The sequence below is a fragment of the Streptomyces sp. WAC04114 genome, from assembly GCF_019733245.1.
Taxonomy (GTDB): domain Bacteria; phylum Actinomycetota; class Actinomycetes; order Streptomycetales; family Streptomycetaceae; genus Streptomyces; species Streptomyces massasporeus_A.
Genome location: NZ_JAIGQA010000118.1, coordinates 1 through 26,744, shown reverse-complemented (window position 1 = coordinate 26,744; position 26,744 = coordinate 1). Strand labels below are relative to the sequence as shown.

At 72.4% G+C, this 26,744-nt stretch carries 30 protein-coding genes and 1 pseudogene; 11 read left to right on the top strand and 20 right to left on the bottom strand.

Annotated elements, in window-relative coordinates; genetic code table 11:
- Positions 1-488: 488 nt before the first annotated feature.
- From K4G64_RS26175 to K4G64_RS26165, 3 genes are all read left to right on the top strand, one after another.
- A complete protein-coding gene (locus K4G64_RS26175) occupies positions 489-1,466 on the top strand; it encodes an SCO0930 family lipoprotein (RefSeq protein WP_221758453.1) in 978 nt (325 codons plus the stop codon).
- Between the two features lie 331 nt (positions 1,467-1,797).
- Positions 1,798-2,610, top strand: coding sequence for an SAM-dependent methyltransferase (locus tag K4G64_RS26170; RefSeq protein ID WP_221758452.1), 813 nt, complete (start codon positions 1,798-1,800; stop codon positions 2,608-2,610).
- On the top strand, positions 2,607-4,751 hold the full coding sequence (locus K4G64_RS26165; protein ID WP_221758451.1) for an EAL domain-containing protein: 2,145 nt from the start codon (positions 2,607-2,609) through the stop codon (positions 4,749-4,751). Before K4G64_RS26170 ends, K4G64_RS26165 begins: the two co-directional genes overlap by 4 nt.
- Positions 4,752-4,883: 132 nt before the next feature.
- Here the strand turns inward: K4G64_RS26165 and K4G64_RS26160 are convergent, their stop codons facing one another.
- Positions 4,884-5,768 (bottom strand): LysR family transcriptional regulator, encoded by an 885-nt coding sequence (locus K4G64_RS26160; protein WP_221758450.1) that lies wholly within the window; start codon positions 5,766-5,768, stop codon positions 4,884-4,886.
- An 83-nt stretch (positions 5,769-5,851) separates the two neighbouring features.
- Here K4G64_RS26160 and K4G64_RS26155 point away from each other — a divergent pair, with 83 nt between their 5' ends.
- Genes K4G64_RS26155 through K4G64_RS26145 form a run of 3 tightly spaced genes read left to right on the top strand, consistent with a single transcriptional unit; the run spans position 5,852 to position 9,254 of the window.
- Positions 5,852-6,559 (top strand): succinate dehydrogenase, encoded by a 708-nt coding sequence (locus tag K4G64_RS26155; protein ID WP_221758449.1) that lies wholly within the window; start codon positions 5,852-5,854, stop codon positions 6,557-6,559.
- A 2-nt stretch (positions 6,560-6,561) separates the two neighbouring features.
- Positions 6,562-8,511, top strand: a complete 1,950-nt coding sequence (locus K4G64_RS26150) for a fumarate reductase/succinate dehydrogenase flavoprotein subunit (RefSeq protein WP_221758448.1) — start codon at positions 6,562-6,564, stop codon at positions 8,509-8,511.
- The gene (locus K4G64_RS26145) at positions 8,508-9,254 is read left to right on the top strand and encodes a succinate dehydrogenase/fumarate reductase iron-sulfur subunit (RefSeq protein ID WP_221758447.1); all 747 of its coding nucleotides are present in this window, start codon (positions 8,508-8,510) and stop codon (positions 9,252-9,254) included. The genes K4G64_RS26150 and K4G64_RS26145 overlap by 4 nt, the downstream gene beginning before the upstream one ends.
- Before the next feature lie 156 nt (positions 9,255-9,410).
- Here the strand turns inward: K4G64_RS26145 and K4G64_RS26140 are convergent, their stop codons facing one another.
- Genes K4G64_RS26140 through gvpO form a run of 8 tightly spaced genes read right to left on the bottom strand, consistent with a single transcriptional unit; the run spans position 9,411 to position 13,004 of the window.
- Entirely contained in the window at positions 9,411-9,704 is a 294-nt protein-coding gene (locus K4G64_RS26140; protein WP_030851265.1) for a gas vesicle protein K, read from the bottom strand.
- Positions 9,701-9,949: a gas vesicle protein gene (locus K4G64_RS26135; protein ID WP_221758446.1), complete on the bottom strand. Its 249-nt coding sequence runs from the start codon at positions 9,947-9,949 to the stop codon at positions 9,701-9,703. The genes K4G64_RS26140 and K4G64_RS26135 overlap by 4 nt, the downstream gene beginning before the upstream one ends.
- Entirely contained in the window at positions 9,946-10,815 is an 870-nt protein-coding gene (locus tag K4G64_RS26130) for a GvpL/GvpF family gas vesicle protein (RefSeq protein ID WP_221758445.1), read from the bottom strand. The genes K4G64_RS26135 and K4G64_RS26130 overlap by 4 nt, the downstream gene beginning before the upstream one ends.
- A complete protein-coding gene (locus K4G64_RS26125) occupies positions 10,812-11,156 on the bottom strand; it encodes a gas vesicle protein (protein ID WP_221758444.1) in 345 nt (114 codons plus the stop codon). The genes K4G64_RS26130 and K4G64_RS26125 overlap by 4 nt, the downstream gene beginning before the upstream one ends.
- On the bottom strand, positions 11,153-11,410 hold the full coding sequence (locus K4G64_RS26120) for a gas vesicle protein GvpG (RefSeq protein ID WP_221758443.1): 258 nt from the start codon (positions 11,408-11,410) through the stop codon (positions 11,153-11,155). Before K4G64_RS26120 ends, K4G64_RS26125 begins: the two co-directional genes overlap by 4 nt.
- A 4-nt stretch (positions 11,411-11,414) precedes the next feature.
- Positions 11,415-12,182 (bottom strand): GvpL/GvpF family gas vesicle protein, encoded by a 768-nt coding sequence (locus tag K4G64_RS26115; protein ID WP_221758442.1) that lies wholly within the window; start codon positions 12,180-12,182, stop codon positions 11,415-11,417.
- Positions 12,179-12,643: a gas vesicle structural protein GvpA gene (locus K4G64_RS26110; protein ID WP_221758441.1), complete on the bottom strand. Its 465-nt coding sequence runs from the start codon at positions 12,641-12,643 to the stop codon at positions 12,179-12,181. The genes K4G64_RS26115 and K4G64_RS26110 overlap by 4 nt, the downstream gene beginning before the upstream one ends.
- A gap of 37 nt (positions 12,644-12,680) precedes the next feature.
- Complete coding sequence (gene gvpO / locus K4G64_RS26105; RefSeq protein ID WP_221758440.1) at positions 12,681-13,004, bottom strand: gas vesicle protein GvpO; 324 nt, start codon at positions 13,002-13,004, stop codon at positions 12,681-12,683.
- A 238-nt stretch (positions 13,005-13,242) separates the two neighbouring features.
- On the opposite strand from gvpO, the gene K4G64_RS26100 reads away from it, so the two are divergent.
- Entirely contained in the window at positions 13,243-14,010 is a 768-nt protein-coding gene (locus K4G64_RS26100; protein ID WP_221758439.1) for a GNAT family N-acetyltransferase, read from the top strand.
- Positions 14,010-14,825, top strand: a complete 816-nt coding sequence (locus tag K4G64_RS26095; RefSeq protein WP_221758438.1) for a 1-acyl-sn-glycerol-3-phosphate acyltransferase — start codon at positions 14,010-14,012, stop codon at positions 14,823-14,825. The genes K4G64_RS26100 and K4G64_RS26095 overlap by 1 nt, the downstream gene beginning before the upstream one ends.
- A gap of 5 nt (positions 14,826-14,830) precedes the next feature.
- Here K4G64_RS26095 and K4G64_RS26090 read toward each other — a convergent pair whose 3' ends face one another.
- Together K4G64_RS26090 and K4G64_RS26085 are read right to left on the bottom strand one after the other, a co-directional pair.
- Entirely contained in the window at positions 14,831-17,176 is a 2,346-nt protein-coding gene (locus tag K4G64_RS26090; protein WP_221758437.1) for an excinuclease ABC subunit UvrA, read from the bottom strand.
- A gap of 22 nt (positions 17,177-17,198) precedes the next feature.
- A complete protein-coding gene (locus K4G64_RS26085; RefSeq protein ID WP_221758436.1) occupies positions 17,199-18,185 on the bottom strand; it encodes an LLM class flavin-dependent oxidoreductase in 987 nt (328 codons plus the stop codon).
- 134 nt (positions 18,186-18,319) lie between these two features.
- Here K4G64_RS26085 and K4G64_RS26080 point away from each other — a divergent pair, with 134 nt between their 5' ends.
- Positions 18,320-19,030: a DNA polymerase beta superfamily protein gene (locus K4G64_RS26080; protein ID WP_221758435.1), complete on the top strand. Its 711-nt coding sequence runs from the start codon at positions 18,320-18,322 to the stop codon at positions 19,028-19,030.
- Here the strand turns inward: K4G64_RS26080 and rpmF are convergent.
- The 3 genes from rpmF to K4G64_RS26065 form a co-directional block, all read right to left on the bottom strand.
- Positions 19,013-19,183, bottom strand: coding sequence for a 50S ribosomal protein L32 (gene rpmF, locus K4G64_RS26075; RefSeq protein WP_221758434.1), 171 nt, complete (start codon positions 19,181-19,183; stop codon positions 19,013-19,015). The genes K4G64_RS26080 and rpmF overlap by 18 nt on opposite strands.
- 104 nt (positions 19,184-19,287) lie before the next feature.
- A complete protein-coding gene (locus tag K4G64_RS26070) occupies positions 19,288-19,779 on the bottom strand; it encodes a hypothetical protein (protein WP_374206450.1) in 492 nt (163 codons plus the stop codon).
- Positions 19,779-20,204, bottom strand: a complete 426-nt coding sequence (locus K4G64_RS26065; protein WP_221758433.1) for a DUF485 domain-containing protein — start codon at positions 20,202-20,204, stop codon at positions 19,779-19,781. Before K4G64_RS26065 ends, K4G64_RS26070 begins: the two co-directional genes overlap by 1 nt.
- A gap of 20 nt (positions 20,205-20,224) precedes the next feature.
- On the opposite strand from K4G64_RS26065, the gene K4G64_RS26060 reads away from it, so the two are divergent.
- A complete protein-coding gene (locus K4G64_RS26060) occupies positions 20,225-20,719 on the top strand; it encodes a hypothetical protein (protein WP_221758432.1) in 495 nt (164 codons plus the stop codon).
- Positions 20,720-20,722: 3 nt separating this feature from the next.
- Here the strand turns inward: K4G64_RS26060 and K4G64_RS26055 are convergent, their stop codons facing one another.
- The 5 genes from K4G64_RS26055 to egtA form a co-directional block, all read right to left on the bottom strand.
- Entirely contained in the window at positions 20,723-20,938 is a 216-nt protein-coding gene (locus K4G64_RS26055) for a dodecin (protein ID WP_221758431.1), read from the bottom strand.
- A gap of 128 nt (positions 20,939-21,066) precedes the next feature.
- A complete protein-coding gene (gene egtD / locus K4G64_RS26050; protein WP_221758430.1) occupies positions 21,067-22,029 on the bottom strand; it encodes an L-histidine N(alpha)-methyltransferase in 963 nt (320 codons plus the stop codon).
- Entirely contained in the window at positions 22,026-22,817 is a 792-nt protein-coding gene (gene egtC, locus K4G64_RS26045; protein WP_221758429.1) for an ergothioneine biosynthesis protein EgtC, read from the bottom strand. Before egtC ends, egtD begins: the two co-directional genes overlap by 4 nt.
- Entirely contained in the window at positions 22,817-24,154 is a 1,338-nt protein-coding gene (gene egtB, locus K4G64_RS26040) for an ergothioneine biosynthesis protein EgtB (RefSeq protein ID WP_221758428.1), read from the bottom strand. Before egtB ends, egtC begins: the two co-directional genes overlap by 1 nt.
- On the bottom strand, positions 24,151-25,452 hold the full coding sequence (gene egtA, locus K4G64_RS26035) for an ergothioneine biosynthesis glutamate--cysteine ligase EgtA (RefSeq protein ID WP_221758427.1): 1,302 nt from the start codon (positions 25,450-25,452) through the stop codon (positions 24,151-24,153). The genes egtB and egtA overlap by 4 nt, the downstream gene beginning before the upstream one ends.
- A 290-nt stretch (positions 25,453-25,742) precedes the next feature.
- On the opposite strand from egtA, the gene K4G64_RS26030 reads away from it, so the two are divergent.
- Positions 25,743-26,588 (top strand): TIGR02452 family protein, encoded by an 846-nt coding sequence (locus K4G64_RS26030; RefSeq protein WP_221758426.1) that lies wholly within the window; start codon positions 25,743-25,745, stop codon positions 26,586-26,588.
- Here the strand turns inward: K4G64_RS26030 and K4G64_RS26025 are convergent.
- Positions 26,551-26,744: pseudogene (locus K4G64_RS26025) on the bottom strand (type II toxin-antitoxin system PemK/MazF family toxin); the annotation flags it as partial. The gene K4G64_RS26030 and the pseudogene K4G64_RS26025 overlap by 38 nt on opposite strands.

Genomic DNA, 26,744 nt, shown 5'->3' with positions numbered 1-26,744 from the left:
GTGTGGGGGAGGGGCTCGGCGTGGGCGTGGGGCACGGCCAGGTCTTCTTGCTTCCGGCGTACGCCACCGCCTCGGTGCCGTCCGGCCCCGTGGAGGCGTAGGCGCAGGCGTCGGCCACCGCGACCCCGGCCGGTGCGCCGACGAGCGCCCAGGTCAGCGTCGCCGCTGCCAAGGCCCGTGCCGCAAGGGCGGGTTGAGTCGAGAGGGGTCCATGCACGACGAAGATCATGAGCCCTGTGCCGCCCGCACGGGCCGGGGTGCAAGGGGATTGCCCCGAAAGGGGGATGTTCGGGGGACACCGGTTTGATCGGCGTCACCCGCAGGGTGCTTCCCGTGTACGCGTGTGCGACGGTCCGGGGGGCTCGTCACAGGTCCCGGAAAGAAATTTGGCCGACGGTTGAACACAAACGGTGCCCCCATGCGTACTCATGGCCGTGCGGCGGCGCAGCAGGGCGCTGCAACACCCTTGCGATAATGGGGAGTTGACGATGAAGACCTCCTGGCGGAGCGCCTCACTCGTGGCGAGCGCCGCGGCGGTCCTGGCGCTGACGACGGCGTGCGGTCAGGACAGCCCACCGGCGGCCAGCCAGAACGTGGGCGCCACGGCCGCGCCCGGGGATTACGGAAGCATCGGCTCGGGCACCGCGGGCGCGGCGGGCGGCGCCGCGAGCGCTCAGCCGTCCGCGCCGAGCGCCTCCAGCCCGTCCAACCCCGCCGGCAAGCTGTCCGTCTCCACCGCCGAGAAGGTCGGCAAGGTGGTCACCGACAGCCTCGGCCTCACCCTGTACCGGTTCGACCAGGACACGGAGGAGCCGCCCAAGTCGAACTGCGACGGCGACTGCGCCAAGACCTGGCCGCCGGTTCCGGCCGACGACGCCGAGGCCGGTGAGGGCATCGACAAGGCGCTGCTCGGTTCGGTCACCCGGGCCGACGGCACCAAGCAGCTCACGGTCGGCGGCTGGCCCGCCTACCGCTACGCCAAGGACGTCAACGCAGGCGACGTCAAGGGTCAGGGCGTGGGCGGCAAGTGGTACGCGCTCGCCCCCGACGGCAAGAAGGCGCAGGGCGGTGCGGGCGGCGGCGGTGAGGCGGTCGAGGCCGGTCTGTCCACGCGCAACGACGCCAAGCTCGGCGAGATCGTCGTCGACAAGAACGGCATGACCGTCTACCGGTTCAAGAAGGACGAGGCCTGGCCCAAGCCGGTCTCCAACTGCACCGGTGCGTGCCTGGAGAAGTGGCCGCTCGTGGAGCCCGTCGACTTCGCCGACACCAAGGGCATCCAGGAGAAGGGCTACATGATCTTCGACCGGACCGACGGCAAGGGCAAGCAGCAGACGATCAACTGCTCGCCCATCTACACCTTCGCCGGCGACAAGGCTCCGGGCGACACCAACGGCCAGGGCGTCGGCGGCACCTGGTACGCCGTGCGGCCCGACGGAAAGCTGGTCGGCGCGTCGGAGAAGTAGAGAAACCTCCCCAGGGTTGATCGTTTCGTCCACCCGAAGCGCAGGCCCGGCCCACCCCTCCGTGCTCCACGGAGGGGTGGGCCGTTTTGCCGTGCTTCACCTGAACTCATTGAATTCCGCACACTCTTCCCCTTCCGGACCGGAACTCTCCGGAATGCCTCGGGCACTGTTCGTCATATGTTCGAAGGGCATGCGCAGGGGTATCAATTCGGCACGTGCCGCAGGCAGTGACCGGGAACGGATGGTCAATTTCCGTTTCGGGTCGCTCCATTGGCGGGCGATCAGTAGCCTCTGCTCGAACACCGGATCGCCTAACGCCTTGGAGAGATAGATGGAGCGTCCCGCCTGGGCCCCACGGAGCATCGACATCTCGGTGCCGAGCGTCTCCCGGATGTACGACTACTACCTGGGCGGATCGCACAACTTCGAGGTCGACCGGGAAGCGGCCCGCAGGGCCATGGAGTTCATGCCGGGACTCCCCAAAATCATGCAGGCGAACCGCGCTTTCATGCGCCGCGCCGTGCGCTACGCGGCGGACCAGGGCGTCTCCCAGTTCCTCGACATCGGCTCCGGCATCCCCACCTTCGGCAATGTGCACGAGGTGGCGCAGGCCGCCCGCCCCGGCGCGCACGTGGTGTACGTCGACCACGACCCGGTGGCCGTGGCGCACAGCCAGGCGGTCCTGGAGGGCAACGACGACGCGGGCGTCGTGGCGGCGGACCTGCGCAAGCCCCAGGAGATCCTGCGCAGCCCCGAGGTGGAGCGGCTGATCGACTTGAATCAGCCAGTGGCGCTGCTCCTCGTTGCCATACTGCACTTCGTGGAAGACGAGGACGACCCGCACGGGGCCGTGGCCGAGCTGCGCGAGGCGCTCGCGCCCGGCAGCCTCCTCGTGCTCACCCACGCCTCCTACGAGGGGATCCCGCTGCCGCCGGAGCGGGCCGGGGGAGCGGTGGACGTGTACGAGGACATCCGCAACCCGCTGATCATGCGCTCGCGCGAGGAGATCGCGCGGTTCTTCGAGGGGTACGACATGGTGGAACCCGGACTGGTGGCGATGCCGCACTGGCGCCCCGACACCGCACCGGAGGACGAGGATCCGTACGCGTTCTCCGGGTTCGCGGGCGTGGGGCGTACGGCGTGATCGCGGAACCGGACGGGCCGGAGGACAGACTGCGCCGGTTCGCGACGATCTGGAGCCGGGCCGTCTTCCCGGTGACCTCGACGTCGTCGACCCGCCCCGAGTTCGAGGCGCAACTGCTGCCCCTGGCCCGGCGGCTGAGCGAGGCGCTGCTGGCCCGGACCTTCGACTCCGACGCGGGCCGGGCGGTCGGCGCCGCCCTGGTGGACGCGCACTGCACCGACCCGGAGGCGCTCAGCCGCACCCTGGACTGCGTCGACGCCTACCTGGTCCTGTACTGCGGCGGCGACGGCGACCAGGAGGACCTGCGCGCCCGGTGCGCGCGGTTGCAGCACGCGATGGCCGCCGGTTTCGCCCGCACGCTGCGCGAGCGGACCCTGGCCGAGCAGGAGGCCATCGCCCAGGCCGCCCTCCAGGCGCAGGGGGTGGTGGCGCAGGCCCTGCATGCGAGCGAGGCGCGGTTCCGCGCCGTCTTCGAGGGCGCGGCCATAGGCATCGGCATGGCCGACCTCGAGGGGAACATACTGCAGGTCAACGGCGCGCTGCTGCGCATGTTCGGGGTCTCCGAACCGACGCTGCGCAGCCGCAACGTCCGGGATTGGACCCACCCCGACGACGCCCCGCAGACCTGGCGCCTCTACGACGAACTCGTCCGGGGCGAGCGGGAGCACTACCACTTGGAGAAGGCCTTCTACCGGCCTGACGGGACCGTCCTGTGGACCAATCTGACGGTCTCCCTGCTGCGTGACGCCGACGGCGAGCCGCAGTACCAGCTCGCCCTCATGGAGGACACCACCGAGCGGCGGCTGCTCAACCTGCGGCTGCGCTACGAGGCCACGCACGACGCGCTGACCGGGCTGCCCAACCGCACCTTCTTCTTCGAGCGTCTGGAGAAGGCGCTGGGTGCCGGGGAAGGCCAGCGGTTCGGGCTGTGCTACCTGGACCTCGACGGCTTCAAGACCATCAACGACAGCCTCGGCCACGCGGCCGGCGACCGGCTGCTGGTGGAGGTCGCCGACCGGTTGCAGTCCTGCGCCACCGCGCCCGGCGAGATGGTCGCACGGCTCGGCGGCGACGAGTTCGTGGCGCTGACCACCGGACCCGACACCCAGCACGCGGTCGACGAACTCGCCGGACGCATCATGAACGCGCTGCTCGCGCCGATCAGCGTCGACGGCCGGGAACTGACCGTGCGCGGCAGCATCGGCATCGTGGAGGGCCCGGCCGGGGAACGCAGCCCGGCGGAGGTGCTGCGCAGCGCGGACATCACCATGTACCGGGCCAAGTCGGCGGGCGGCAACCGCTTCGAACTCGCCGACGCGGAGGCGGACGCCCGGGCCATCACGCGGCACGGGCTGACCACGGCGCTGCCGACGGCGCTGGAGCGGGGCGAGTTCTTCATCGAGTACCAGCCGCTGGTGCACCTCGGCGACGGCAGCGTCCGGGGAGCCGAGGCCCTGGTGCGCTGGCTGCACCCGCAGCACGGCGTGCTCGGGCCGGACAAGTTCATCCCGCTCGCGGAGCACACCGGGCTGATCGTGCCCCTCGGGCGGTGGGTGCTGGAGCAGTCGGTGCGTCAGGCCCGCGAGTGGCGGGAACTGCAGGGCGGCGTCGAGGCGGTGGGACCGCTGCGCATCAACGTGAACCTGTCGCCGTGCCAGCTGACGCACCCCGGTCTGGTCCAGGACACGGTCGACATCCTGGAGCGCACGGGCGTCGCGCCGGACGCGCTGTGCCTGGAGGTCACGGAGTCGGCGCTGATCGGGGCCGACGACGATCTGCTGAAGCCGCTGCGGCGCCTGGCGGAGATGGGCGTCGACATCGCCCTGGACGACTTCGGCACGGGCTACTCCAACCTCGCCAACCTGCGCCGGCTGCCGGTCAGCATCCTGAAACTGGACCGCTCCTTCACCCAGAGCATGCAGCAGTTCCCGGCGGACCCCGTCGACCTCAAGATCGTCGAAGGCATCGTCTCCCTGGCCCACAGCCTGGACCTGGCGGTGACGGTGGAGGGCGTGGAGACGGGAGCCCAGGCCGAACAACTGCGCATACTCGGCTGCGACACGGCCCAGGGCTGGTACTACGCGAGGCCGGGTCCACCGGAGCGGTTGCACCAGCTGGCCCTGGTGGACGCGACGGGCTGACGCCCCGGGCCCACCTGGCGTCCACCCACCGGCCCGCCGCGGGTCCTCCCCCGGCGCGGTAGCCGGCATCCTGCGGAGGTGAAGCACAGGCATCGGCCGACGGCCGCCGGGACCTCCCGGCGGCAGGCCGCCTCACCGCTCCAGCAGCATCCGCTGCAACTCCCGCGCCGCCCGGGTCGGAGCCACATCACTGCGGTGCGCCAGCGCGATCGTGCGGTGCAGTCCGGGCCGGGCCAGCGGAGTCACCCGCAGCCCGCGCCCGGACCTCGCCGCCACCATCCGCGGCACCACGGCGACCCCCAGCCCGGCCCGCGCGAACCCCAGCACCGCATCCATCTCCCCGCCCTCCACGGCGAAGTCGGGTTCGAACCCCTCCGCACGGCACGCCGCCACCGTCAGCTCACGCAGGTCGTACCCGTGGCGGAACATCACCAGCCGCTCACCCTCCAGGTCGGAAACCCGCACGGAGCGGCGCCCCCGGCCCGGACGCGGGGCATCCGGCGAGGAGACCACGACGAGATCCTCCCGCAGCAGCTCCACCGTGGTCAGCGCCGGCGACGGCGTCGGCAGCGGCAGCACCACCAGCGCCAGATCCAGCGCCCCCCGCGCCAGCTCCCGCACCAGATCGTGCGAGCCGCCCTCCTCGATCAGCAGCCGCACCCCGGGGTAGCGGTCGTGGAACGCCCTCAGCACATCCGGCAGCAGCCCCGTGCAAAGACTCGGCGTCGCACCCAGCCGCACCCGGCCGCTGCGCAGCTGCACCAGTTCCTGCACCTCGTGCCGGGCCGTGTCGGCGTCGGCCAGGATGCGCCGGGCCAGGGGCAGGAGCGCCTCCCCGGCGTCCGTGAGCGTGATGTTGCCCCGGGCGCGCAGGAACAGATCCGCGCCCAGCTCCCGCTCCAGCGCCTTGATCTGCTGCGACAGCGACGGCTGGGCGACATGGACCAGATCGGCGGCCCGGGTGAAGTGCCGGGTCTCGGCGACGGCCACGAAGTACTGGAGCTGCTGGAACTGCATGCATCCACGATAGCCCCAGCCTATGGATTCAAACCGGACCATGTCTTGGACCGATCGGCGGTGGATCCGTAGCGTGCTGTTCCATGGCTCTGGCAACGCGGACGGACCGACGGCCGTCTCTCGCACGCACCGTGTGGGACTCCACCGTCGGCAAGAAGACCGTGATGGCGGTCAGTGGTCTGATCATGCTGCTGTACCTGGTCGTCCACATGATCGGAAACCTGAAGATCTTCTTCGGGGCGGGAGAGTTCAACCACTACGCGCACTGGCTGCGCGTCGTCGGCGAGCCGTTCATGCACTACGAGTGGACCCTCTGGCTCGTCCGGATCGTGCTGGTCGTCGCCGTCGTCGCCCACGCCACCTCGGCGTACCAGCTCAGCCGCCGCGACATCAGGGCACGGCCCAGCAAGTACGTCCACAAGAAGGCACGGGCGAGCTACGCGACGCGGACCATGCGCTGGGGCGGGATCATCCTCGGCCTGTTCATCGTGTGGCACATCCTCGACCTGACGACCGGCACCGTGCACTCCGGCGGCTTCCAGGAGGGCCACCCGTACCAGAACGTCGTGGACACCTTCTCCACCTGGTACGGCAACGTCGTCTACATCGTCGCGATGCTCGCGCTCGGCCTGCACGTCCGGCACGGCTTCTGGAGCGCGGCCCAGACCCTCGGCGCCGGCAGCCGCACCCGCGACCGCGCCCTGAAGACCGTCGCGCACGTCCTCGCGCTGCTGCTCACGGCCGGCTTCATCGCCGTACCCGTGGGCGTCATGACCGGAGTGGTGAGCTGAAGATGACTTCGTACGCCGACTACACGACCGGCGAGCCGGTCGTCGACACCAAGGCCCCCGGCGGGCCGGTCAACGAGCGGTGGGACACGCGCCGCTTCGAGGCCAAGCTGGTCAACCCCGCCAACCGGCGCAAGCACACCGTGATCGTCGTCGGCACCGGCCTCGCCGGCGGCTCCGCCGGGGCCACCCTCGCCGAACAGGGCTACCACGTCGTCCAGTTCTGCTACCAGGACTCGCCCCGCCGCGCCCACTCCATCGCCGCGCAGGGCGGCATCAACGCCGCGAAGAACTACCGCAACGACGGCGACTCCGTCCACCGCCTGTTCTACGACACCGTCAAGGGCGGCGACTTCCGCGCCCGCGAGTCCAACGTCCACCGGCTCGCGCAGATCTCCGTCGAGATCATCGACCAGTGCGTGGCCCAGGGCGTGCCCTTCGCCCGGGAGTACGGCGGACTGCTCGACACCCGCTCGTTCGGCGGCGTGCAGGTCTCACGCACGTTCTACGCCCGGGGCCAGACGGGCCAGCAGCTCCTCCTCGGCGCCTACCAGGCCCTCAGCCGGCAGATCGCCGCCGGGAACATCGAGATGCACCCGCGCACCGAGATGCTCGACCTGATCGTCGTCGACGGACGGGCGCGCGGGATCGTCGCCCGCGACCTGATCACGGGCAAGATCGACACCTACTTCGCGGACGCCGTCGTCCTCGCCTCCGGCGGCTACGGCAACGTCTTCTACCTGTCGACGAACGCCATGAACTCCAACGCCACGGCCATCTGGCGGGCCCACCGGCGCGGCGCCCACTTCGCCAACCCCTGCTTCACCCAGATCCACCCCACCTGCATCCCGCGCACCGGCGACCACCAGTCCAAGCTGACGCTGATGAGCGAGTCGCTGCGCAACGACGGGCGCATCTGGGTGCCGAAGGCGAAGGGCGACCGGCGGCCCCCGAACGAGATCCCCGAGAACGAGCGCGACTACTACCTGGAGCGCATCTACCCGTCGTTCGGCAACCTCGTCCCGCGCGACATCGCCTCGCGCGCCGCGAAGAATGTCTGCGACGAGGGCAGGGGCGTGGGCCCCGGTGGCCAGGGCGTCTACCTCGACTTCGCCGACGCCATCGCCCGCATGGGCCGGGCGGCCGTCGAGGCCAGGTACGGCAACCTCTTCGACATGTACCAACGGATCACCGACGAGGATCCGTACGAGGTGCCCATGCGGATCTACCCCGCCGTGCACTACACGATGGGCGGCCTGTGGGTCGACTACGACCTCCAGACCACCGTCCCCGGCCTGTTCGCCATCGGCGAGGCCAACTTCTCCGACCACGGCGCCAACCGGCTCGGAGCCTCCGCGCTGATGCAGGGACTCGCGGACGGCTACTTCGTCCTCCCCTCGACCATCAACGACTACCTGGCCCGCAACCCGCACCACGACGCGGTGACCGACGAACACCCCGTCGTCCAGGAGGTGCTGGCCGACACCCAGGACCGGCTCAACCTGCTGCTGTCCGTCGACGGCGACCGCACCCCCGACTCCTTCCACCGCGAGGTCGGCGAACTCATGTGGGAGTTCTGCGGCATGGCCCGCACCGACTCCGGACTGCGCAAGGCCCTGGAGCGCATCCCGCAGATCCGCGAGGAGTTCTGGCGGCGCATCAAGGTGCCCGGCACCGGCGAGGAGTTCAACCAGTCGCTGGAGAAGGCCAACCGCATCGTCGACTACCTGGAGCTCGCCGAGTTGATGTGCCTCGACGCGCTGCACCGCGAGGAGTCCTGCGGCGGCCACTTCCGCGAGGAGTCCCAGACGCCCGACGGCGAGGCCGCCCGCAAGGACGAGGAGTTCTCCTACGCCGCAGCCTGGGAGTTCACCGGCACCGGCGCGGCTCCCGTCCTGCACAAGGAAGACCTGGTCTTCGAGTACGTCCACCCCACCCAGCGGAGCTACGCATGAAGCTCACCCTGCGCGTCTGGCGGCAGCGCAACGCCGACGCCGACGGCACGATGTCCACGTACCAGGTGGACGGGATCTCACCCGACATGTCCTTCCTGGAGATGCTCGACACACTCAACGAGGAGCTCATCGTCAAGGGCGAGGACCCTGTCGCCTTCGACCACGACTGCCGTGAGGGCATCTGCGGGGCGTGCTCGCTCGTCATCAACGGCGACGCGCACGGGCCCGAGCGGACCACCACCTGTCAGCTGCACATGCGGTCCTTCGAGGACGGCGACACGATCGACGTCGAGCCGTGGCGGGCATCCGCGTTCCCGGTGATCAAGGACCTGGTCGTCGACCGGTCGGCCTTCGACCGGATCATCCAGGCCGGCGGGTACATCACGGCGCCGACCGGGGCGGCTCCCGAGGCGCACGCCACGCCGGTGCCGAAGCCGGACGCCGACCTCGCCTTCGAACACGCCGAGTGCATCGGGTGCGGGGCGTGCGTGGCGGCCTGTCCGAACGGGGCGGCGATGCTGTTCACGTCCGCCAAGATCAACCATCTCAATGTGCTGCCCCAGGGGGCGCCCGAGCGGGAGACGCGGGTGCTGGGCATGGTGGAGCAGATGGACGAGGAGGGGTTCGGGGGGTGCACGCTCGCGGGCGAGTGCGCCACGGCCTGCCCCAAGGGGATTCCGCTCATGTCCATCACCAGCATGAACAAGGAGTGGTTGCGGGCTGCGCGGAAGGTGAAGCGGTAGCACGGTAGGGCTTTTGTGCTTCGGCGGCTGCGGGTGCGGCGTGGTTGATCGCGCAGTTCCCCGCGCCCCCAGGGGGTTGCAGTGAACGTTCGCCGGTAGGTGCGGACGGGCGGGGCCGGGGTGGTGCTCTCCCGGTCCCGTCTCGCGTTCTGTCCGTCACGGACCGGGATCGGCGAGGAGCGGTCCCAGTGGGCCGAGGTCCAGGTTGAGGTCGCTGCGCCGCAGCCCGTGCTGTGCGCACAGTTCGTCCATGCGCTCGTCCAGCAGCATCAGCGCGGTACCGAGCCGGTCCTCCTGCTCGGCGCTGAGCGTGCCCTCGTCGAAACGGCGGACCGCCTGGCGTTCCATGAGCTGTCGCAGGAGTTCCACCACGGTCAGCACCAGGGCCGCCAGATCGTTCGTGACGCGCTCGGGGTCGAGGTCCAGCGCGTGGGTGCGCGGCGCGGTCACAGCGGCCCGCTGTCCGACCAGGGCGCGGGGACCCGGTCGCTCACCGACGCCAGCAGGGCGTGCAGGGAGATCCGCACCAACGGCACGTCGGCGATGGCCAGCACCAGGTCACCGCTGACCACGACGCCCGTCGCCAGCACCCGGTCGAGCAGGTCGACGAGCGGCACCCCGACGGGCGCGTACGGCTCCGGGCCGTCCCAGGGCACCGCCGTGCGGTCTGCACCGCCGGCGACCGGTACCGTCATGCGCCGACCTCCTGGTGCGCACCGCGCTCCACCCCGTCCGGGCGGGCCACCTCGTCCGGACGGGCGAAGGAGTACGGGATCCAGGGCCCCGACATGGTGACCTCGACGGCCGCCAGCTGGGCGTCGCGGGCCAGTTCGCCGACGGCCCGGACGAACTCGGCGCGCCGCCCGTCGTCGACCAGATAGGCCGCGTTGAGCAGTTGCGGGACGCTCCTGCCGGTCAACTGCTCGCTCTGCGGCCGGTGCCGCGTCGCCGCGACGGCGTACCGCCGCAGCTCCCGGTCGACGGCGTGGGCCCGCGCCAGGGCCCGCTCGCGCTCCTCGCGCTCGGTGCGCCGCCGCTCGCTCACCCGGCGCAAGTACGACCGTCCGTCGGCGGGTCCGTCCCCGGCGGTGCCGGACGCGTGCGCGCTTGCGGGGCCGTGCACCTTCACCGCCCACTCGGTGCGGTCGCGCAGCCGGTCCAGCAGGGTGCGCAGGGACGCCGCCCGGTCGGTGACGGCCCGCACCGCGTTGCGGTCGTCCAGGTACAGCGTCGCCATCGGCATGGGGACGACGGGGCCCGCACTCGCGGCCGTCTCCACGCCCCGGTGGTGGGCGCGGGCGCAGCGCTCCAGCTCCTCCGGCCGGTTGAGCCGTTCCGCGAGCGCCGCCTCGCCGAAGGCCGCCGCGGGAACGTCCTGCACGATCAGGTGCAGCGGCCCCGCGGCCAGGACACGCAGCGGACCGCCGCCGTCATGGCCCCGTGCCACCGACACCGCCTCGTCCGGCGGAGGCGTGTCCGTCACGGCGAACACGCAGGTGACGGTGGGGTGCGGCAGGTCAGTCCCGGTCGCGGAGGTCCGGCCGGCCGGCAGCGTGCTCATCGGGCCACCTCGGAGGTGTCGGCGTCGGTGTCCTCCAGGGCCTCGAGCCGCGCGCGCAGCCGCGCGTTCTCCTCGGTGAGCGCGTCACGCGCGGCGCGCGAGGACAGCGCCGGGTCCGTCTCCCACCAGTCGATGCCCGCCTTCTTGGCGGTCTCGACCGAGGCGATGAACAGGCGCAGACGAATGGTGAGCAGTTCGATGTCGAGCAGGTCGATCTTGATGTCGCCCGCGATGACGATGCCCTTGTCCAGGACGCGTTCGAGCAGGTCCGCGAGGCTTCCGGAGGGCGGCCCGGCAGGCTGGACTCCGGGACCCGCGGGCCAGGTGCCGAGGTCGGTCACGAAGCACCCCCGCGGTGTCCTGTGTACCGGACCGGACTGTCGAGGCGGGCGAGCAACCGCTCCTCCTCTTCCTCGAAGGCCGCCTCGTCGATGGCGCCCTCCTCCAGGGCCCGGTTGAGTGCCGCCAGCCGCGCCTGCACCGCACGCGGGTCGCGGGCCTGGCGTTCCGCCTCCTGGAGCAGGTGGTCGGCCACCCACAGCGTGCCGCGCACCGGGGCGAGTGGCAGCAGCAGGAGCCCGGTCACGAGTCCCACCGGGTCACCGGCCGGCCGTGGCGGACGGCGCGTCGACGAAGCTGTAGCACGGCAGCGGACCGGTCACGCCGAGCGCCAGCCGGTCCCCGACCTCGCGTGCCTGCGCGGCCACGGCCTGCCGGAAGCGCTGTTCGTCGGCGGACCGCACCAGGAACGACGTGCTGAGCACCTGCTCGTCGTCGACCGGCCCCGGCGCCGTCCGCACGGCGAGCGGAGCCAGGCGGGCGAGCACCTCCCGTGCCGCGCCCCGGGCCTCGCGCGCGACGCCCTTGGCGAGCGCCTCGCCCAGCCGCACGTTCGCCTCGTAGCCGGGGCGCTCCCGTGTCCGGCGGGCGAGCGTGCGCAGTGTGTCGTCCCCGCGCACGAGGGCGGCGAAGCTGCCGGGCACCACCGTGCCCTTCACATTCATCTCGACGCAGCCCCGCACCCCGTCGAGCTGGGACATCAAGCGGGCCCGATCGGTGCGCAGTTGACCGCGCAGCGACTCCGCGTCGGGGGTCAGGACGGCGAACCGCATCGGCAGGACGGGGCCCTGTGCGGCGAGTTCGCCGAGCACCGCCTGGTGGGCCATCAGGTCGCGTCGTCGCGCCCGGACGGACTCCGGGGCGTCCGAGACGGCCGCACACAGCCCGTCCTCGGTCAGCAGTCGCACCGCCGCACCGTCCACCCCGGGCGCCCGCGGGGTCCGGACGCCCTCGGGGGCGATGCCGTACACGTACAGGGTGCCGAGCGTGCCGGCGGTGGTGAGGGCGGCGGTGGCCGTCACGGTCATTCCTCCTCGGCCTTGCGGCGCCGGGGCCGCGGGCGGTCGTCGTCACTGCGGCGCTTGCGCACCGGACGCGAAGCGCGCTCGGTACGGGAGTCGGCGTCGTCGTCACCCTCGTCGTCGTCCGGGGTGAGGACATCGCGGACCTTGTCGGTCAGGGAACGGGCGGTGCGTTTGGCACCCGCCTTGCCAATGGTCCTGGCGACCGGTCCGCCGAAGAGCTCCGGCACGGTCTTGGAGCGCGAGTCGTGCTCCAGGTCCAGGCGGTTGCACGCCTCCGCGAAGCGCAGATAGGTGTCGACGCTGGCGACCACGATGCGCGCGTCGACCTTGAGGATCTCGATCCCGACCAGCGAGACGCGCACGAAGACGTCGATCACCATGCCGCGGTCGAGAATCAGCTCCAGCACGTCGTAGAGGGTCCCGGCGCGGGGAGCACAGACGATCTCGTCGCTGTAGACGGTCATGCGGCGGTCCTTCCGGTGGGCGGTTGCGGCGGTCCGGTCATTGGTCCTGGGCACCGCGCCGGAAGCGCGCGATCCGGCGGTACTGCACCAGCTCGCCCGCCGCGTCCAGTTCCACCCGGTACGTCGCGAGCAGGCTGGTGGTGTCGGGGATGCGGGCCAGTTCGAGCACGTCGACGTCGACGACCCAGCCGTCGTCCTCGCCCCGGCACACCGCGGACACTCCTTCGAGGCGATGGCTGATCAGCTCCGTCAGCGCCTCGGCGGCGCGCCGGGCGGCCTCACCGGCACCGCGCACGGTGCGCGGGCGCTTGGTGGACGGGGCCGAGCCCCCGCGTCGCCCGCCGGCTCCGGGTTCTGTCATGCAGCTCACTCTCGCCGCAGGAGCCGGTCTTCGCGTGCGCAGCTGGGCCATCCGGGGCGCGGTCGCGAAACCCGGCCGGGCCACGGGGCGCGAGCCGTTCAACAACCTCACACCCGTTCTCTCTGCACATGACACGCGAAGGTCAGTCGGCATCGGGAGAACAGAGGCGGAGGTTCGCACGCCACCGCTCAGCGCCCCGCCCCCGCCTCACCGACCGGCCCGTGACCAGGAGAGTGCCATGACCGGCGTACTGACCGTCGACCGCCCCGCGCAGCCCACGGCCCCCACCCGCTACACCGTCGCCCTCGCCCGGACCGAGGAGGACGTGCGGGCCGCCCAGCGGCTGCGGCACGACGTCTTCGCCGGGGAGATGGGCGCCCTGCTGGCCGGCCCGCAGCCCGGCCTCGACGTCGACTCCTTCGACGCGTACTGCGACCACCTGCTCGTCCGCGAGGAGACGACCGGCCAGGTCGTCGGCACCTACCGGCTGCTGCCGCCGGAGCGCGCGGCGGTCGCCGGGCGGCTCTACTCCGAGGGCGAGTTCGACCTGACCGCCCTCGACGGGATCCGGCCGCAGCTCGTCGAGGTCGGCCGCTCCTGCGTGCACCCCGACCACCGCGACGGCGCGGTCATCGGCCTCATCTGGGCCGGCATCGCCCGCTACATGGTCGACCGCGGCCACGAATGGCTCGCCGGCTGCTGCTCCGTCCCGCTCGCCGACGGCGGCGCCCTCGCGTCCGCCACCTGGGACCGGGTCAGCGACAAGCACCTCTCGCCGGAAGAGTTCCGGGTGCGGCCGCTGCTGCCGTGGACCCCCGGCCCCGCGCCCGCCGCCCGCGTCGAACTGCCCGCCCTGCTGCGCGGCTACCTGCGCCTCGGTGCCTGGGTGTGCGGCGCACCGGCCCACGACCCGGACTTCGGTGTCGCCGACCTGTACGTGCTGCTGCCGATGAGCCGCGTCAACGCGCGCTACCTGCGCCACTTCCTCTCCCTCGTCCCGGCCTGATGAGCGCCTGGCTGCCCACCGCGCCCTGCACCCCCCACGCCTGTGTCGAGGCGTCGGCGGCGGTGCGGGCGCGGGCCGTACCGCGCGCCGTGCTGCGGCTCGGCGTGGTCCTGCTGCTCCTGCTCGCGGGGATCGCGCTGACGCCCTTCGGCGCCCGGATCCCGCCGTCCCTGATCCGGCGCTGGTGCCGGTGGATCGTGCGGGCCGCCGGTGTCCGCGTCCGTATCACCGGAGCCGCCGCTCCCACCGGCGGACTGCTGCTGGTCGCCAACCACATCTCCTGGCTGGACATCCCGCTGCTCGCCGCCGTCCGCCCCGCCCGGATGCTGGCCAAGACGGAGGTACGGCACTGGCCGGTCGCCGGTGCGCTGGCCGCGCGCGGCGGCACCCTGTTCATCGACCGGGACCGGCTGCGGGCCCTCCCGGACACGGTCGCCCGGATCGCCGGTGCGCTGCGCGAGGGCGCCGCGGTCGCGGCCTTTCCCGAGGGCAGCACCTGGTGCGGCCGGGCGCAGGGCACCTTCCGCCGGGCCGTCTTCCAGGCCGCCCTGGACGCCGGGGTGCCGGTCCAGCCGGTGCGCATCGGCTACCGGCTCAGCGGCGGCACGGCCAGCACGGCTCCCGCGTACGTCGGCGAGGACACGCTGCTCGCCTCCCTGTGGCGGGTGACGACGACCCGGGGCCTGATCGCGGAGGTCGAGGTCCGCGACCCGATCGCACCGGGCGGCAGCACCGACCGCCGGGCCCTCGCCCGCGCGGCGCAGCAGCGGGAGACCGCCGCGCCCGCCTGGACGCACACGGTGCTCGTCGCGTAGGGACCTCAGCGGGAGCCGGTGAGGGTGCGCGCCAGATACGGTGCCGTCCGGCTCTCCGCCGCGCGCGCGACCTCCGCCGGCGGCCCCGCCGCCACGATGCGTCCGCCCGCGTCGCCGCCGCCCGGGCCGAGGTCGATCACCCAGTCCGCGCGGGCGACGACCGACATGTCGTGCTCGACGACGATCACGGTGTGCCCGGCGTCGACGAGGCCGTGCAACTGGCGCAACAGGACGTCCACATCGGCCGGGTGGAGACCGGTCGTGGGTTCGTCGAGGAGGTACAGCGTGTGGCCGCGCCGGCCGCGCTGCAGTTCGCTCGCCAGCTTGATGCGCTGGGCCTCGCCGCCGGAGAGCTCCGTCGCGGGCTGGCCGAGGCGCAGGTAACCCAGACCGACGTCGAGCAGCGTGGAGAGGCTGCGGGCCACGGCCGGGGTGTCCGCGAAGAACTCCGCCGCGCTCTCCACCGTCAGGTCCAGCACCTGCGCGATGGTCCGCCCCCGGTACGTCACCTCCAGCGTCTCCGGGTTGTAGCGGGCCCCACCGCAGTCCGGGCAGGGCGCGTAAGTGCTCGGCAGGAACAGCAGCTCCACGCTGACGAACCCCTCGCCCTGGCAGGTCTCGCAGCGCCCGCCCGCCACGTTGAAGGAGAACCGCCCGACGCCGAAACCGCGTTCGCGGGCGCCGTCGGTGGCCGCGAACACCTTGCGCACGACGTCGAAGAGGCCCGTGTAGGTGGCGAGGTTGGAGCGCGGCGTGCGGCCGATCGGCCGCTGGTCGACCGAGACCAGCCGGCCCACTCCCGCCGAGTCCTCCGTGATCTCGCCGATGAGCGTGGACTTGCCGGACCCGGACACGCCGGTCACGGCGGTGAACACGCCGAGCGGGAACTCCGCCGTCACTCCGCGCAGGTTGTGCCGCGTGATCGGGCCGGTCGTGAGCCACCCGGTGGCCTCGCGCACGTCTCGGGCCGGGGCGGGGGAGTGGTCGAACAGGTAGCGGGCCGTCGCCGACTCCTCGACTCCGGCCAGCTCGGCCACCGGGCCGCTGTGCAGCACCCGCCCGCCGTGTTCGCCCGCGTCCGGACCCACGTCGACCAGCCAGTCGGCGCCCCGCATGACGTCGAGGTGGTGCTCCACCACGAACACCGAGTTCCCGGACGTCTTCAGCCGTTCCAGCACCGTGAGCAGCGCCTCGGTGTCCGCGGGGTGCAGTCCGGCCGACGGCTCGTCGAGGACGTAGACGACGCCGAAGAGGCCGGAGCGCAGCTGGGTGGCCAGGCGCAGGCGCTGCAGTTCGCCCGTGGAGAGGGTGGGGGTGGGCCGGTCGAGACTGAGGTAGCCGAGCCCCAGCTCCAGGACCGGCGCGATACGGGAGCGCAGGTCGTCGGTGAGGACCCGGGCGGCCTCCGAGGTCCCGTCGAGACCGGCGGCCAGTTCCACCAGCGGCAGGGCCGCCAGCTCGGCGATGGTCCGGCCGCCGAACGTCACCGCCAGGGCCTCGGGGCGCAGCCGGCTGCCGCCGCACGCCGGGCAGGGCGCACTGGTGAGGAACCGCTCGGCCTTCGCTCGCAGGGTTGGGCTCCTGGAGTCCGAGAACGTCTTCATCACGTACCGGTGGGCGCTCATGTACGTGCCGTGGTACGGCCGTTGGATGCGGTCGGCGTCCCGCACCGGGTGGACGGTGACCACCGGCTGCTCGTCGGTGAACAGGATCCACTCCCGCTCGCCGGCGGGCAGTTCCCGCCACGGCCGGTCCACGTCGTGGCCGAGCGCGTCGAGGATGTCCCGCAGGTTCTTGCCCTGCCAGGCTCCCGGCCACGCCGCGATCGCCCCCTCGCGGATCGACAGCGACGGGTCGGGCACCATGAGCTCCTCGCTCGTACGGTGCACCTGCCCCAGCCCGTGGCACTCCGGGCACGCCCCGACCGCCGTGTTCGGCGAGAAGGCGTCGGAGTCGAGCCGCCCGGCTCCGGGCGGGTAGGTGCCGGCCCGGGAGAACAGCATCCGCAGGGAGTTCGAGAGGTTGGTGACGGTGCCGACGGAGGAGCGGGAGGTGGGTGCCGCCCGGCGCTGCTGGAGCGAGACGGCCGGGGGCAGGCCGGTGATCTCCCCGACCTTCGGCGCGCCGACCTGGTGGATCAGCCGGCGCGCGTACGGCGCGACCGACTCGAAGTAGCGCCGCTGGGCCTCCGCGTAGATCGTGCCGAACGCCAGCGACGACTTCCCCGAGCCGGACACCCCGGTGAACACGGCCAGCACGTCCCGGGGGATGTCGACGTCGATGCCCCGGAGGTTGTGCTCACGGGCTCCGCGGACACGGACGTACGGGTCATGGGGGTCGCGGTCGTGCATGGCAGACGACTCTAACCGGATCTCAACCGGAGGTGATCGCGGCCAGTCGCCGGTAGGAGTCCACCAGGGCCTCGCGGTCGTACGTGCTGGTCGTGACGAGGACCTCCTGGGCGCCCGTCTCCTTCAGCAGCGTCTCCAGCTCGTGCGCGACCTGCTCCTCGGTGCCGGCGATGTGGCCGGTCAGACCGGACTCGTAGAAGCCGCGCTCCTTGCCGGTCATGGTGAGGGCCTCCACGCGCTCGGCGGGTGGCAGCGGCGGGAAGGTGCCGTGGGTGCGGGAGTGCGCCATGGACCAGGCCTCGGGGATCAGCAGCCGCCGGGCCTCCTCGGGGGTGGCGGCCACGGCGATGGTGCCCGAGACGACGACGTACGGCTCCGGGGCCCAGACGGAGGGGCGGAACCGGTCGCGGTAGTGGTCGATGCCGCGCCGCATCTTCTCGCGGTTCCTGAGGTCGCCGATCACCAGGGGCAGGCCCGCGCGGGCGGCGATGCCGGCCCCCTCGCCCATGGCCAGGACGAACGGCGGCACGGTCAGGCCCTCGGCGGGGCGGGCGTGCACCCCCGTGGGTGACGTGCCCCGGAACCAGCCCAGCAGCTCCGCTAGCTGGCCCTCGAAGTCCTCGGCGTCGCCTTTGTCGTGGCCCAGGGCTCGGCGCACCCCGTCCGTGAAGCCGACGGACCGGCCCAGACCCATGTCGATCCGCCCGGGGAACAGCGACTCCAGCACCCCGAACTGCTCCGCCACGACCAGCGGCCGGTGGTTGGGCAGCATCACCCCGCCGGTGCCGACCCGGATCGTCCGGGTCGCGCCCGCGACGGCGGCGGCCAGCACGGTCGGCGCGGAACCGGCGACGCCGGGCACGCCGTGGTGCTCGGAGACCCAGACCCGGTGGTAGCCGAGCCGCTCCAGCTCCCGCGCCAGCCGCACGGTGTCGCGCAGCGCCTCGGGATGGGTGTGCCCCTCGCGGGTGCGGGAGCGGTCGAGGACGGACAGGCGCACGGCATCCATACCGGGTTCTACGCCGGACGGGGCCACCGGTATTCCGCCGCGGGCGCGTCGGGACCGCCGCCGGAAAACCGGGTGACCGCGTCCGCGCACGTCAGGACAATGGTCCGGTCTCCAGAAGCGAAAGGCGGCCGACCGTGACCGTCCCCAACATCCTGCTCTCCGGCATCGTCGGATCGACCGCCTACGGTCTCGCCCGCCCGGGTTCGGACATCGACCGCCTCGGCATGTTCGCCGCGCCCACCGAGGAGCTGCACGGTCTGCGCCGGCCGAAGGAGTCCCACGTCAGCACGGCGCCGGACCGCACCCTGCACGAGGCCGCCAAGTGGTGCCGGCTGGCCCTGGGAGGCAACCCGACGGCGATGGAGCTGGTGTGGCTCCCGGACGACCTGTACGAGGTGCGCACCCCGCTCGGCGACGAGCTCATCGGCATCCGTACGGCGTTCCTGTGCGCCAAGCGGGTCAGGGACGCCTACCTCGGGTACGCCACCCAGCAGTTCCGGCGGCTGGAGGCGCGCGGCGACGGTTCGTTCTCCGCCGACACCCGCAAGCGCACCGCGAAGCACGCCCGGCATCTCAAACGGCTGTGCGGGCAGGGCCTGGAGCTGTACACCACCGGGCGGCTGACGATCCGCGTCGAGAACCCGGACGAGTACCACGCCTTCGGCGAAAGTGTCGCCGCCGATCCGTCGGTGGCCCTGCCGTTGCTCAGGTCCTACGAGGCCGCCTTCGACGAAGGCCCCACGGTGCTGCCGGACGAACCCGACGAGGCGCCGGTCGAGGCCTGGCTGCGCCGGGTCCGCGCGCACTTCCTCGACGGGGCGGCGCACTCAGCCGTCGGGGCGTAGCAGGCCGCGCTCATACGCCCTGACCAGGTTCTGCGGGACGAGATGACGGATGCCGTCGACGGTGACGGGGACCAGTGTGGGGGTGGCCGCCTTCCACTGGGCGCGGCGGTGACGGGTGTTGCTGCGGGACATCTTCCGCTTCGGGACAGCCATGGGACTCCTCCTCGGTGATCGGGCACCGAGGACGCTACATGAAAATGGATCCCATTAACAATGAGCGCCCCGGTGCCCGGCCGCCGCGGCCCGTCGAAGGCGTCTCAGTCCTCGGCGCCCACCAGCATCCGAACCTCGAACTCCTCGTGGGCGGCGGGCTCTTCGGCCGGTCCCTTGTCCAGCACCGTGCCGAGCCGGCCCAGCAGGAAGCCCACCGGGATCGAGACGATGCCGGGGTTCTGGAGCGGGAACCAGGCGAAGTCGACCCCGGGGTAGAAGGAGCCCGGGGCGGAGGAGACGACGGGGGAGAAGACGGCCGGCAGGACAGAGCAGAGCAGTCCGCCGGAGGCTGAGCAGGGCGCCCTTCGCGCTGAAGCGCCGCCAGAACAGGGTGTAGGTGATCGTCGACAGGATCGCGGACGCCGCGATGGCGAGGCCAGGACGCAGACCGCCAGCGCCACCCGTACCGGCCGCTGCTGCCGGGGCAGGCGCAGCGCCACCGTGTCGCCCAGCGTGAACTTGCCCGTGCGGTGCAGGGGTTCGGCGATCAGCAGCAGCACCGTCATCCAGGCCACGGTGGTGCCGCCGAGGTACATCAAGCCCGTCGTAGCCGGTCAGCGCGACCAGCCCGGTGCTGCCCAGCAGGTCGCGGCGGACAGGTGGTCGCCGCACATGGCGAGGGCCGGAGCGGCTGCGCGGCCCCCTGCCGAGGCGGCGCCGAACGGCCGCGGCGGCTCTCGGTCTCGTACCGCCGGGACCTCAGGCCGCGGGCGAGCGGATCGACCCGGGTGCGCATGTGCCGGACGTAGCACCACGCGGTCACGCCCATGACGGCGAACTGCCCGAGACCCAGGGTCAGTCCGAGCGTGAGGCGGCCGAACAGCGGCTGGTTCATCACCGCGGGCACAAAACTCGACAGCAGTACATACAGCAGGAATCCACCGACGGACAGGATCGTCGCCCGGATGCCGAACCGGCGCTGCGCGCGGCGCGGAGAGCGAAAATCGGGGCGCCGTCTCATATGCGCTTACGCTGTGCGATGTGAGTGACGACCGCAGCAAGGCCCCGCTGGCCGTGTTCGACCTGGACAACACCCTCGCCGACACCACGCACCGGCAGGGGTTCCTCCAGCGCACACCGAAGGACTGGAACGGATTCTTCTCGGCGGCGCCGCAGGACCCGCCCGTCCCGGAGGGCATCGCGCTGGTCCGGGAGCGCGCGCAGGAGTGCGAGATCGTCTACCTCACAGGGCGGCCCGAGCGCTGCCGGCGCGACACGCTGGAGTGGCTCGCCGCCCAGGGGCTGCCCGAGGGGCGCGTGTACATGCGGCGGGACGCCGACCGGCGGCCCGCCCGGTTCACCAAGCTGGAGATCCTGCGACGGCTCGCCCGCACCCGGGAGGTCCGCGTCCTCGTGGACGACGACGAACTGGTCTGCGCGGACGCCCGGCGTGCGGGCTTCACCGTCGTACGGGCCGACTGGGTGACCCGGTCGGCCGAGATGAAAGCCGCGCAGGAGCGCGAGGGGCGGACCTGAGCACTACTCCGACTCGTCGAGACGGAAGCCCACCTTGAGCCCCACCTGCCAGTGGGCGATCTGCCCGTCCTCCAGCTGGCCGCGCACCTGCGTCACCTCGAACCAGTCCAGGTTGTGCAGCGTCTGCGAGGCCCGGTCGATGCCGTTGCGGACGGCCTGGTCGACGCCGTCCGGTGAGGTGCCGACGATCTCCGTGACCCGGTAGATGTGGTTCGACATGCCGCTGCTCCTCTTCCCCTGGCGTTGCTGTGACGGGAGTGTCACGCGTCATTCCACCGTGCCCCAAGCGGCGGCGAAGCGCGAGACGTCGTCTCCCGCCGTCGCCGCCGCCCCCGGGTTCCCCGATGTCAGCGCGCCACGCTCAGCGACAGCGCGAACCGGCCCGGCCCGTCCGTCCACCAGTGGGCCAGCTCCAGCCCCGCCGCGGACAGTTCGGCGCGCACGCCCTCCTGCCGGAACTTCGCCGACACCTCGGTCCGCATCTCCTCACCCGCGGTGAAGTCGACCGCCAGATCGAGCGCCGGCACCTTCACCGTCTGTGCCGTACGGGAGCGCAGCCGCATCTCGATCCAATCGTGCTCCGCGTTCCACTTCGCCACGTGGTCGAACGCGTCGGGCTCGAAGTCGGCGCCCAGCTCGCGGTTGATCACGGTCAGGACGTTCTTGTTGAACGCGGCCGTCACCCCGGCCGCGTCGTCGTACGCCCGCACCAGCACCTCCTCGTCCTTGACCAGGTCCGTGCCCAGCAGCAGGGCGTCGCCCGGGGTGAGCAGGGCGCGTACCGAGGTGAGGAACGCGGCGCGTTCGGCGGGCAGCAGATTGCCGATCGTGCCGCCCAGGAACGCCACCAGCCGTGGCCCCGGTGTGTCCGGCAGGGTCAGTTCCGCCGTGAAGTCGGCGATCAGCGCGTGCACGTCCAGCCCCGGCCGTTCGGCGGCGAGCGCCTGCCCGGCCTGGGTGAGGGCACTCTCGCTGACGTCGACCGGGACGTAGGTGTGCAGGTCGGTGAGGGCGTCGAGCAGATGCCGGGTCTTCTCGGAGGATCCGGAGCCGAGCTCGACCAGGGTGCGCGCCCGGGTGGCCGCGGCGATGTCGCCGGAGCGCGCCAGGAGGATCTCCCGCTCCGCGCGCGTGGGGTAGTACTCGGGGAGTTCCGTGATCTGCTCGAACAGGTCGCTGCCGCGCGCGTCGTAGAACCACTTCGGCGGCAGGGTCTTGGGGCGGCCGGTCAGACCCCGGTGGACGTCGGCGCGCAGCGCGGCGCCCGTGGTGTCCTCGGGCAGGGTGCGGGTGAGATGGAACGGGCTCACGTACGGGGCTCCTTGAAGGGTGCGGGCACGGCGGCGTCGGTCGGCTCCTTCAGCGGCGTCAGCAGCACGTCGGTGCGGCTCGCCGCGAGCAGGGTCCGGTCGGGGACCTCCTGCCAGTGCGGATCGTCGTCGAAGGGCTCGGAGGCCACGACGGTGCCGCCGCCGGGCCGGGTGAGGTACCACAGGGCGTCGCCCCAGGCCGTCGCGGTGATGGTGTCGCCGTTGGTGAGCAGCAGGTTGAGCCGGGAACCGGGGGCCGCCGCGGCGACCTCCAGGACGGTGTCGGCCATCGCCTGGCTCTCCTCGTCGCCGCCGCGCAACCGCGCCAGCACCAGCGCCCACACGAGCGCGGAGTCGTTGCGCGCCTCCAGCGACAGCAGGTCCTCGTGCGGCAGCGTCCGGGACAGCGAGGCCAGCGAACCGGGCCAGCCCTTCACCGCCCCGTTGTGGCTGAACAGCCAGGTTCCCGCGGCGAACGGGGCCGCCGCGGCCTCCGCGTCCGCGCCCGACAGGGTCGCGTCCCGCACCGCCGCGAGCAGGGCGGGGGAGCGGACGACCCGGGCCAGATCGGCGAACGACAGGTCCGCCCAGATCGGCCCGGCCCGGCGGTAGCGGGCCGGCACCGGGTCGCCCTCGGCGTACCAGCCCACCCCGAAACCGTCGGCGTTGACCGTCCCGTAGCGCTGGTGCCGGGGCGCCCACGACTGCCGGTACAGCGCGTGCGGCGGCTCCACGAGGAGCCGGCCCAAAGGCTCCTCCGGGCCCACGTAGGCCACATGACGGCACATCAGACGTCCTCCGACCGGGCCGTGCGGAACCCGGAGAAGATCTGCCGCCGGATCGGGTAGTCCCAGTTGCGGAAGGTGCCCCGGCAGGCCACCGCGTCCACCGCGAACGAACCGCCACGCAGCACCTTGTACTCGGGGCCGAAGAAGACCTCCGAGTACTCCTTGTACGGGAACGCCCTGAACCCCGGGTACGGCAGGAAGTCGCTCGCCGTCCACTCCCACACGTCGCCGATCAACTGCCGTACGCCCAGCGGCGACTCACCGGCCGGGTAGCTCCCGGCGGGGGCCGGGCGCAGGTGCCGCTGGCCGAGGTTGGCGTGCTCGGGCCCCGGATCGGCGTCGCCCCACGGGTAGCGCATCGAGCGGTCGCCGGCCGGGTCGTGCCGGGCCGCCTTCTCCCACTCGGCCTCCGTGGGCAGCCGGCGTCCCGCCCAGCGGGCGTAGGCGTCGGCCTCGTACCAGCTCACATGCAGCACGGGCTCGTCCGGCGGGACGACCTCGGTGACGCCGAAGCGCCGCCTGAGGAACTGCTTCCCGTCGCGCCGCCAGAACAGCGGGGCGTCGATGCCGTGCTTGCGGATGTGCGCCCAGCCGTCGGCCGCCCACCACCGCGGGTTGTCGTAGCCGCCGTCCTCGATGAACGCCCGGTAGGCGCCGTTGGTCACCGGGGTGGTGTCGATGTGGAAGGCCGCGACCTCGCGCCGGTGCGCGGGGCGTTCGTTGTCCAGGGCCCAGGGCTCGCCGGAGGTCCCCATCGTGAACGGGCCGCCCGGGACGAGGACTTCGGACGGGCCCGTGGACAGCGGCGCCGGCTCCGGGTCGGGTGCCGTCAGGGCGGGTGGGCCCGTACGCAGCTGATGGGTGATCAGCATCGTCTCGTCGTGCTGCTGTTCGTGCTGCGCGATCATCCCGAAGGCGAAGCCGGCCTCCGTCAGCCGCGTCCCGTGGAACGCGTGCCGCTCCAGCACGTCCAGTGCCCTGCCGCGGACGTCGGCCGCGTAGGTGCGGGCCTCGGCGGGCGACAGCAGGGGCAGCTTCGGCCGCTCGGCGCGCGGGTGCTCGAAGGCGTCGTAGAGGCCGTCTATCTCGGGCCGTATCGCCTCGTGCCCGGCGACGGCCCGCAGCAGCCACTGCTCCTCCTGGTTGCCGATGTGCGCCAAGTCCCACACCAGCGGCGACATCAGCGGCGAGTGCTGCTCGGTCAGGTCGGGATCCTCCACGCAACTCGTCAGCAGGGTGGTGCGGTCGCGGGCCACGACGAGTGAGGCGACCGCCCGCTCACGGAGGACCTCGGGGTCGACGACCTGGGCGTCGACGGCGGGATCGGTGTCGGTCATGGGCGGAAGTCCTTCCCCTGGGCGCGGCCGTCCGTGCCGCGCTGTCGGTCGAGCAGGTCGTCGGCGGGGCAGCGGCCCAGGACGACGTAGCGGTCCAGATAGGCCGTGACGGCCTCGATGACCTCGGGGCCGGCGCCGAGCCGGGGCAGGGCGTCCAGCGCGGTCGTGAAGCACGTGACGGCCACCTCGCGCAGTTCCGCGTCGGCCAGGCCACCGCGGGCCGCGTCGAGCCACAGCGGGTTGTGCGGCGCGGGCAGGCCCAGCGTCCGCTCGGCCAGTGGCTTCACGGCCCGGTAGGCGGTCTCGGTGGCCTCCGGGTCGTCGAACAGCGCCGCCGTCACGGCGAGCGGCACGATCCAGCCGTCGTCGCCGGGCTGCGCGTCGATCATGCGCAGTTCGAGATGGCCGCGCGGCCTGACCGGCGGGAACAGCGTCGTGACGTGGTAGTCGAGATCCTCCCGGGTGGGCGGCCGGGGCGTGCCCGTGCGGATCCAGTCCCGGAAGGTGAGGCCCTCGGGGACGTCCCAGGGCCCGCCGTCCCGCCGTACGCACATCACGGGGGAGTCCAGCACGTGCCGGGCCCAGGCCCCGCGCGGGTCGGCGTCCAGCCGCGGTCCGCCCGCCCGGCCCGCGCCGATCCGGGTCCACATCAGCTGCCGCGTGGACAGCCAGCCGGTCGGCCGGTGCTCGGCGAGCGGGGAGTTGGCGAACGCGGCCACCAGGACCGCTCCCAGATGGTGGGCCAGCCACCAGCGCCGCCCCAGGCCGAGCGGCCCGGGCTCCTCGTGGCCGGCGTCCAGGCACACCTGCACGGAGGCGGAGCTGCACATCATGGCGCGGCCGGCGGGGCCGGTACGGTCCAGGCACGCCTCCATGGCGTCGTAGCGCGGCTGACGCAGGAATCGGCGGGGTTCGTGCCAGGGGTCGTGGCCCAGGCCGACGAGGGCGAGACCGCAATCGCGCAGAACCGCGCGGACGGCGTCGAGGTCGGCGGAGACGGTGGTGATGACTTCCGTCAGGGAGGCGGCGGGGAGCGAGCTCAGCTCCAGCTGGCCGCCGGGTTCCACGGTGAGCGCCGACCTCAGAGGTACGGTGCGCAAAGCGGCGTAGGCCGCTTCGAGTCGTTCGGGTGTGACGGGGAGCTGCGGTGCGCGCAGCTCGTGGACGAGCCATTCCACCTCGACACCGAGGCGCCGTGGCGGGCCGGTCTTGAAGCAGATGCCGCGGACGAGTGCCTCGACCTCGGCTTCGGACAGTGAGGTGCGTGGCCGGGTACAGCCACTTACCGAATCGGACATGTCGGGATCCTCCTGAGATTCCACCATGCCATTGGTCCGGGTCTTCGGCGGCCCGGGCCGGGATCATCTGTCCTACCCAAGACGCTCACGCCGCTCGGCACAAGGGGGCGAAGCGGGGCGTTCCCGGGCGGTCATCCGGCCCGCCCCGGTGTTTCCAGGCACTTTCCCGGGCGTTCTCCCACGGCGAAAACTCTGTTGCACCGGAGATCCGGCATCACTCACGATGCCTGCGTGAGCACGACAAGAACGGCCGCGCGGCACGCGGTCACGGCGCGCACGGGGGTGGCGCCGTGAGCGCGCGCCTGCGCGGAATCGCGCAGCAGACCGAGCAGATCGTCGCGGCGGGCGTCTACCGTGCCCCGGACGGGCGCGAGGTCTCGATCGCGGCGGAACTGCGGGCAGCGCGCGAGGGCACGCTCCTGCACGGGCCGGAACCGGTGCCGGTACCCGCCGATCGGGTGACGAGGGCACCGGCGACCAAGATCGAGGTCACGGGCGAGAGCAGCCTGGAGGCCGCCCGCCGGCTCGGCGGGCACGTGGCCGTGCTGAACTTCGCCTCGGCCCGCAATCCCGGCGGTGGCTATCTCAACGGCGCCCAGGCCCAGGAGGAGGCCCTGTGCCGGGCCTCCGCCCTCTACACCTGCCTCCTCGAGGCCCGCGCCTTCTACGACCACCACCGGGCCCACCGCGACCCGTTCTACACGGACCGTGTCATCCACTCACCGGCCGTGCCCGTCTTCCGCGACGACCGGGGCGGCCTGCTGGCCGAGCCGTACACCGCCGGCTTCCTGACCTCTCCCGCGCCCAACGCGGGCGTGGTGCACCGCACGGCGCCCGAACGGGTCCCCGAACTGCCGCGGGCCCTCGCGGCCCGGGCCGAGCGCGTCCTGGAGACCGCCGCGGCCCACGGTTACCGCCGGCTCGTCCTGGGGGCCTGGGGCTGCGGGGTGTTCCGCAACGACCCCGCGCAGGTGGCGGAGGCGTTCCGGGCGCTGCTGGGGCCCGGTGGCCGGTTCACCCAGGCCTTCGAGCACGTGGTCTTCGGGGTCCTGGACCGGACGCGCGACCGTGCGGTGCTGGGCGCCTTCGAGAAGACGTTCAGCTCCAGCCGTAGCGCTCCTGCAGGCGGCGCCTGACCAGGTTGAACCGCATGCGGTCCAGTGCGCACGCCTCCCGGCGCATGCCGTGCTCGTGCAGCCGCAGCACCCGGTCCACGTCGACCCACGAGTCCCGGCCCGTCCGGTCCCACGGCCCGCTGCCGATCGGCACCCACTCCCGTCTCTTATACACCT

Excerpts from the sequence above, each read along its gene's own strand:
- K4G64_RS26160 (WP_221758450.1), bottom strand. The coding sequence starts at position 5,768 with ATGCAGTTCCAGCAGCTCCAGTACTTCGTGGCCGTCGCCGAGACCCGG.
- gvpO (WP_221758440.1), bottom strand. The coding sequence starts at position 13,004 with ATGACAGAACCCGGAGCCGGCGGGCGACGCGGGGGCTCGGCCCCGTCC.
- K4G64_RS26150 (WP_221758448.1), top strand. The coding sequence starts at position 6,562 with ATGACTTCGTACGCCGACTACACGACCGGCGAGCCGGTCGTCGACACC.
- K4G64_RS26115 (WP_221758442.1), bottom strand. The coding sequence starts at position 12,182 with ATGACCGTGACGGCCACCGCCGCCCTCACCACCGCCGGCACGCTCGGC.
- rpmF (WP_221758434.1), bottom strand. The coding sequence starts at position 19,183 with ATGGCTGTCCCGAAGCGGAAGATGTCCCGCAGCAACACCCGTCACCGC.
- K4G64_RS26135 (WP_221758446.1), bottom strand. The coding sequence starts at position 9,949 with ATGACGGTACCGGTCGCCGGCGGTGCAGACCGCACGGCGGTGCCCTGG.
- K4G64_RS26110 (WP_221758441.1), bottom strand. The coding sequence starts at position 12,643 with ATGACCGTCTACAGCGACGAGATCGTCTGTGCTCCCCGCGCCGGGACC.
- K4G64_RS26170 (WP_221758452.1), top strand. The coding sequence starts at position 1,798 with ATGGAGCGTCCCGCCTGGGCCCCACGGAGCATCGACATCTCGGTGCCG.
- K4G64_RS26065 (WP_221758433.1), bottom strand. The coding sequence starts at position 20,204 with ATGAGACGGCGCCCCGATTTTCGCTCTCCGCGCCGCGCGCAGCGCCGG.
- K4G64_RS26175 (WP_221758453.1), top strand. The coding sequence starts at position 489 with ATGAAGACCTCCTGGCGGAGCGCCTCACTCGTGGCGAGCGCCGCGGCG.
- egtC (WP_221758429.1), bottom strand. The coding sequence starts at position 22,817 with ATGTGCCGTCATGTGGCCTACGTGGGCCCGGAGGAGCCTTTGGGCCGG.
- K4G64_RS26085 (WP_221758436.1), bottom strand. The coding sequence starts at position 18,185 with ATGGATGCCGTGCGCCTGTCCGTCCTCGACCGCTCCCGCACCCGCGAG.
- egtA (WP_221758427.1), bottom strand. The coding sequence starts at position 25,452 with ATGTCCGATTCGGTAAGTGGCTGTACCCGGCCACGCACCTCACTGTCC.
- K4G64_RS26155 (WP_221758449.1), top strand. The coding sequence starts at position 5,852 with ATGGCTCTGGCAACGCGGACGGACCGACGGCCGTCTCTCGCACGCACC.
- K4G64_RS26070 (WP_374206450.1), bottom strand. The coding sequence starts at position 19,779 with ATGTACCTCGGCGGCACCACCGTGGCCTGGATGACGGTGCTGCTGCTG.
- K4G64_RS26055 (WP_221758431.1), bottom strand. The coding sequence starts at position 20,938 with ATGTCGAACCACATCTACCGGGTCACGGAGATCGTCGGCACCTCACCG.
- K4G64_RS26095 (WP_221758438.1), top strand. The coding sequence starts at position 14,010 with ATGAGCGCCTGGCTGCCCACCGCGCCCTGCACCCCCCACGCCTGTGTC.
- K4G64_RS26130 (WP_221758445.1), bottom strand. The coding sequence starts at position 10,815 with ATGAGCACGCTGCCGGCCGGCCGGACCTCCGCGACCGGGACTGACCTG.
- K4G64_RS26145 (WP_221758447.1), top strand. The coding sequence starts at position 8,508 with ATGAAGCTCACCCTGCGCGTCTGGCGGCAGCGCAACGCCGACGCCGAC.
- K4G64_RS26090 (WP_221758437.1), bottom strand. The coding sequence starts at position 17,176 with ATGCACGACCGCGACCCCCATGACCCGTACGTCCGTGTCCGCGGAGCC.
- egtB (WP_221758428.1), bottom strand. The coding sequence starts at position 24,154 with ATGACCGACACCGATCCCGCCGTCGACGCCCAGGTCGTCGACCCCGAG.
- K4G64_RS26100 (WP_221758439.1), top strand. The coding sequence starts at position 13,243 with ATGACCGGCGTACTGACCGTCGACCGCCCCGCGCAGCCCACGGCCCCC.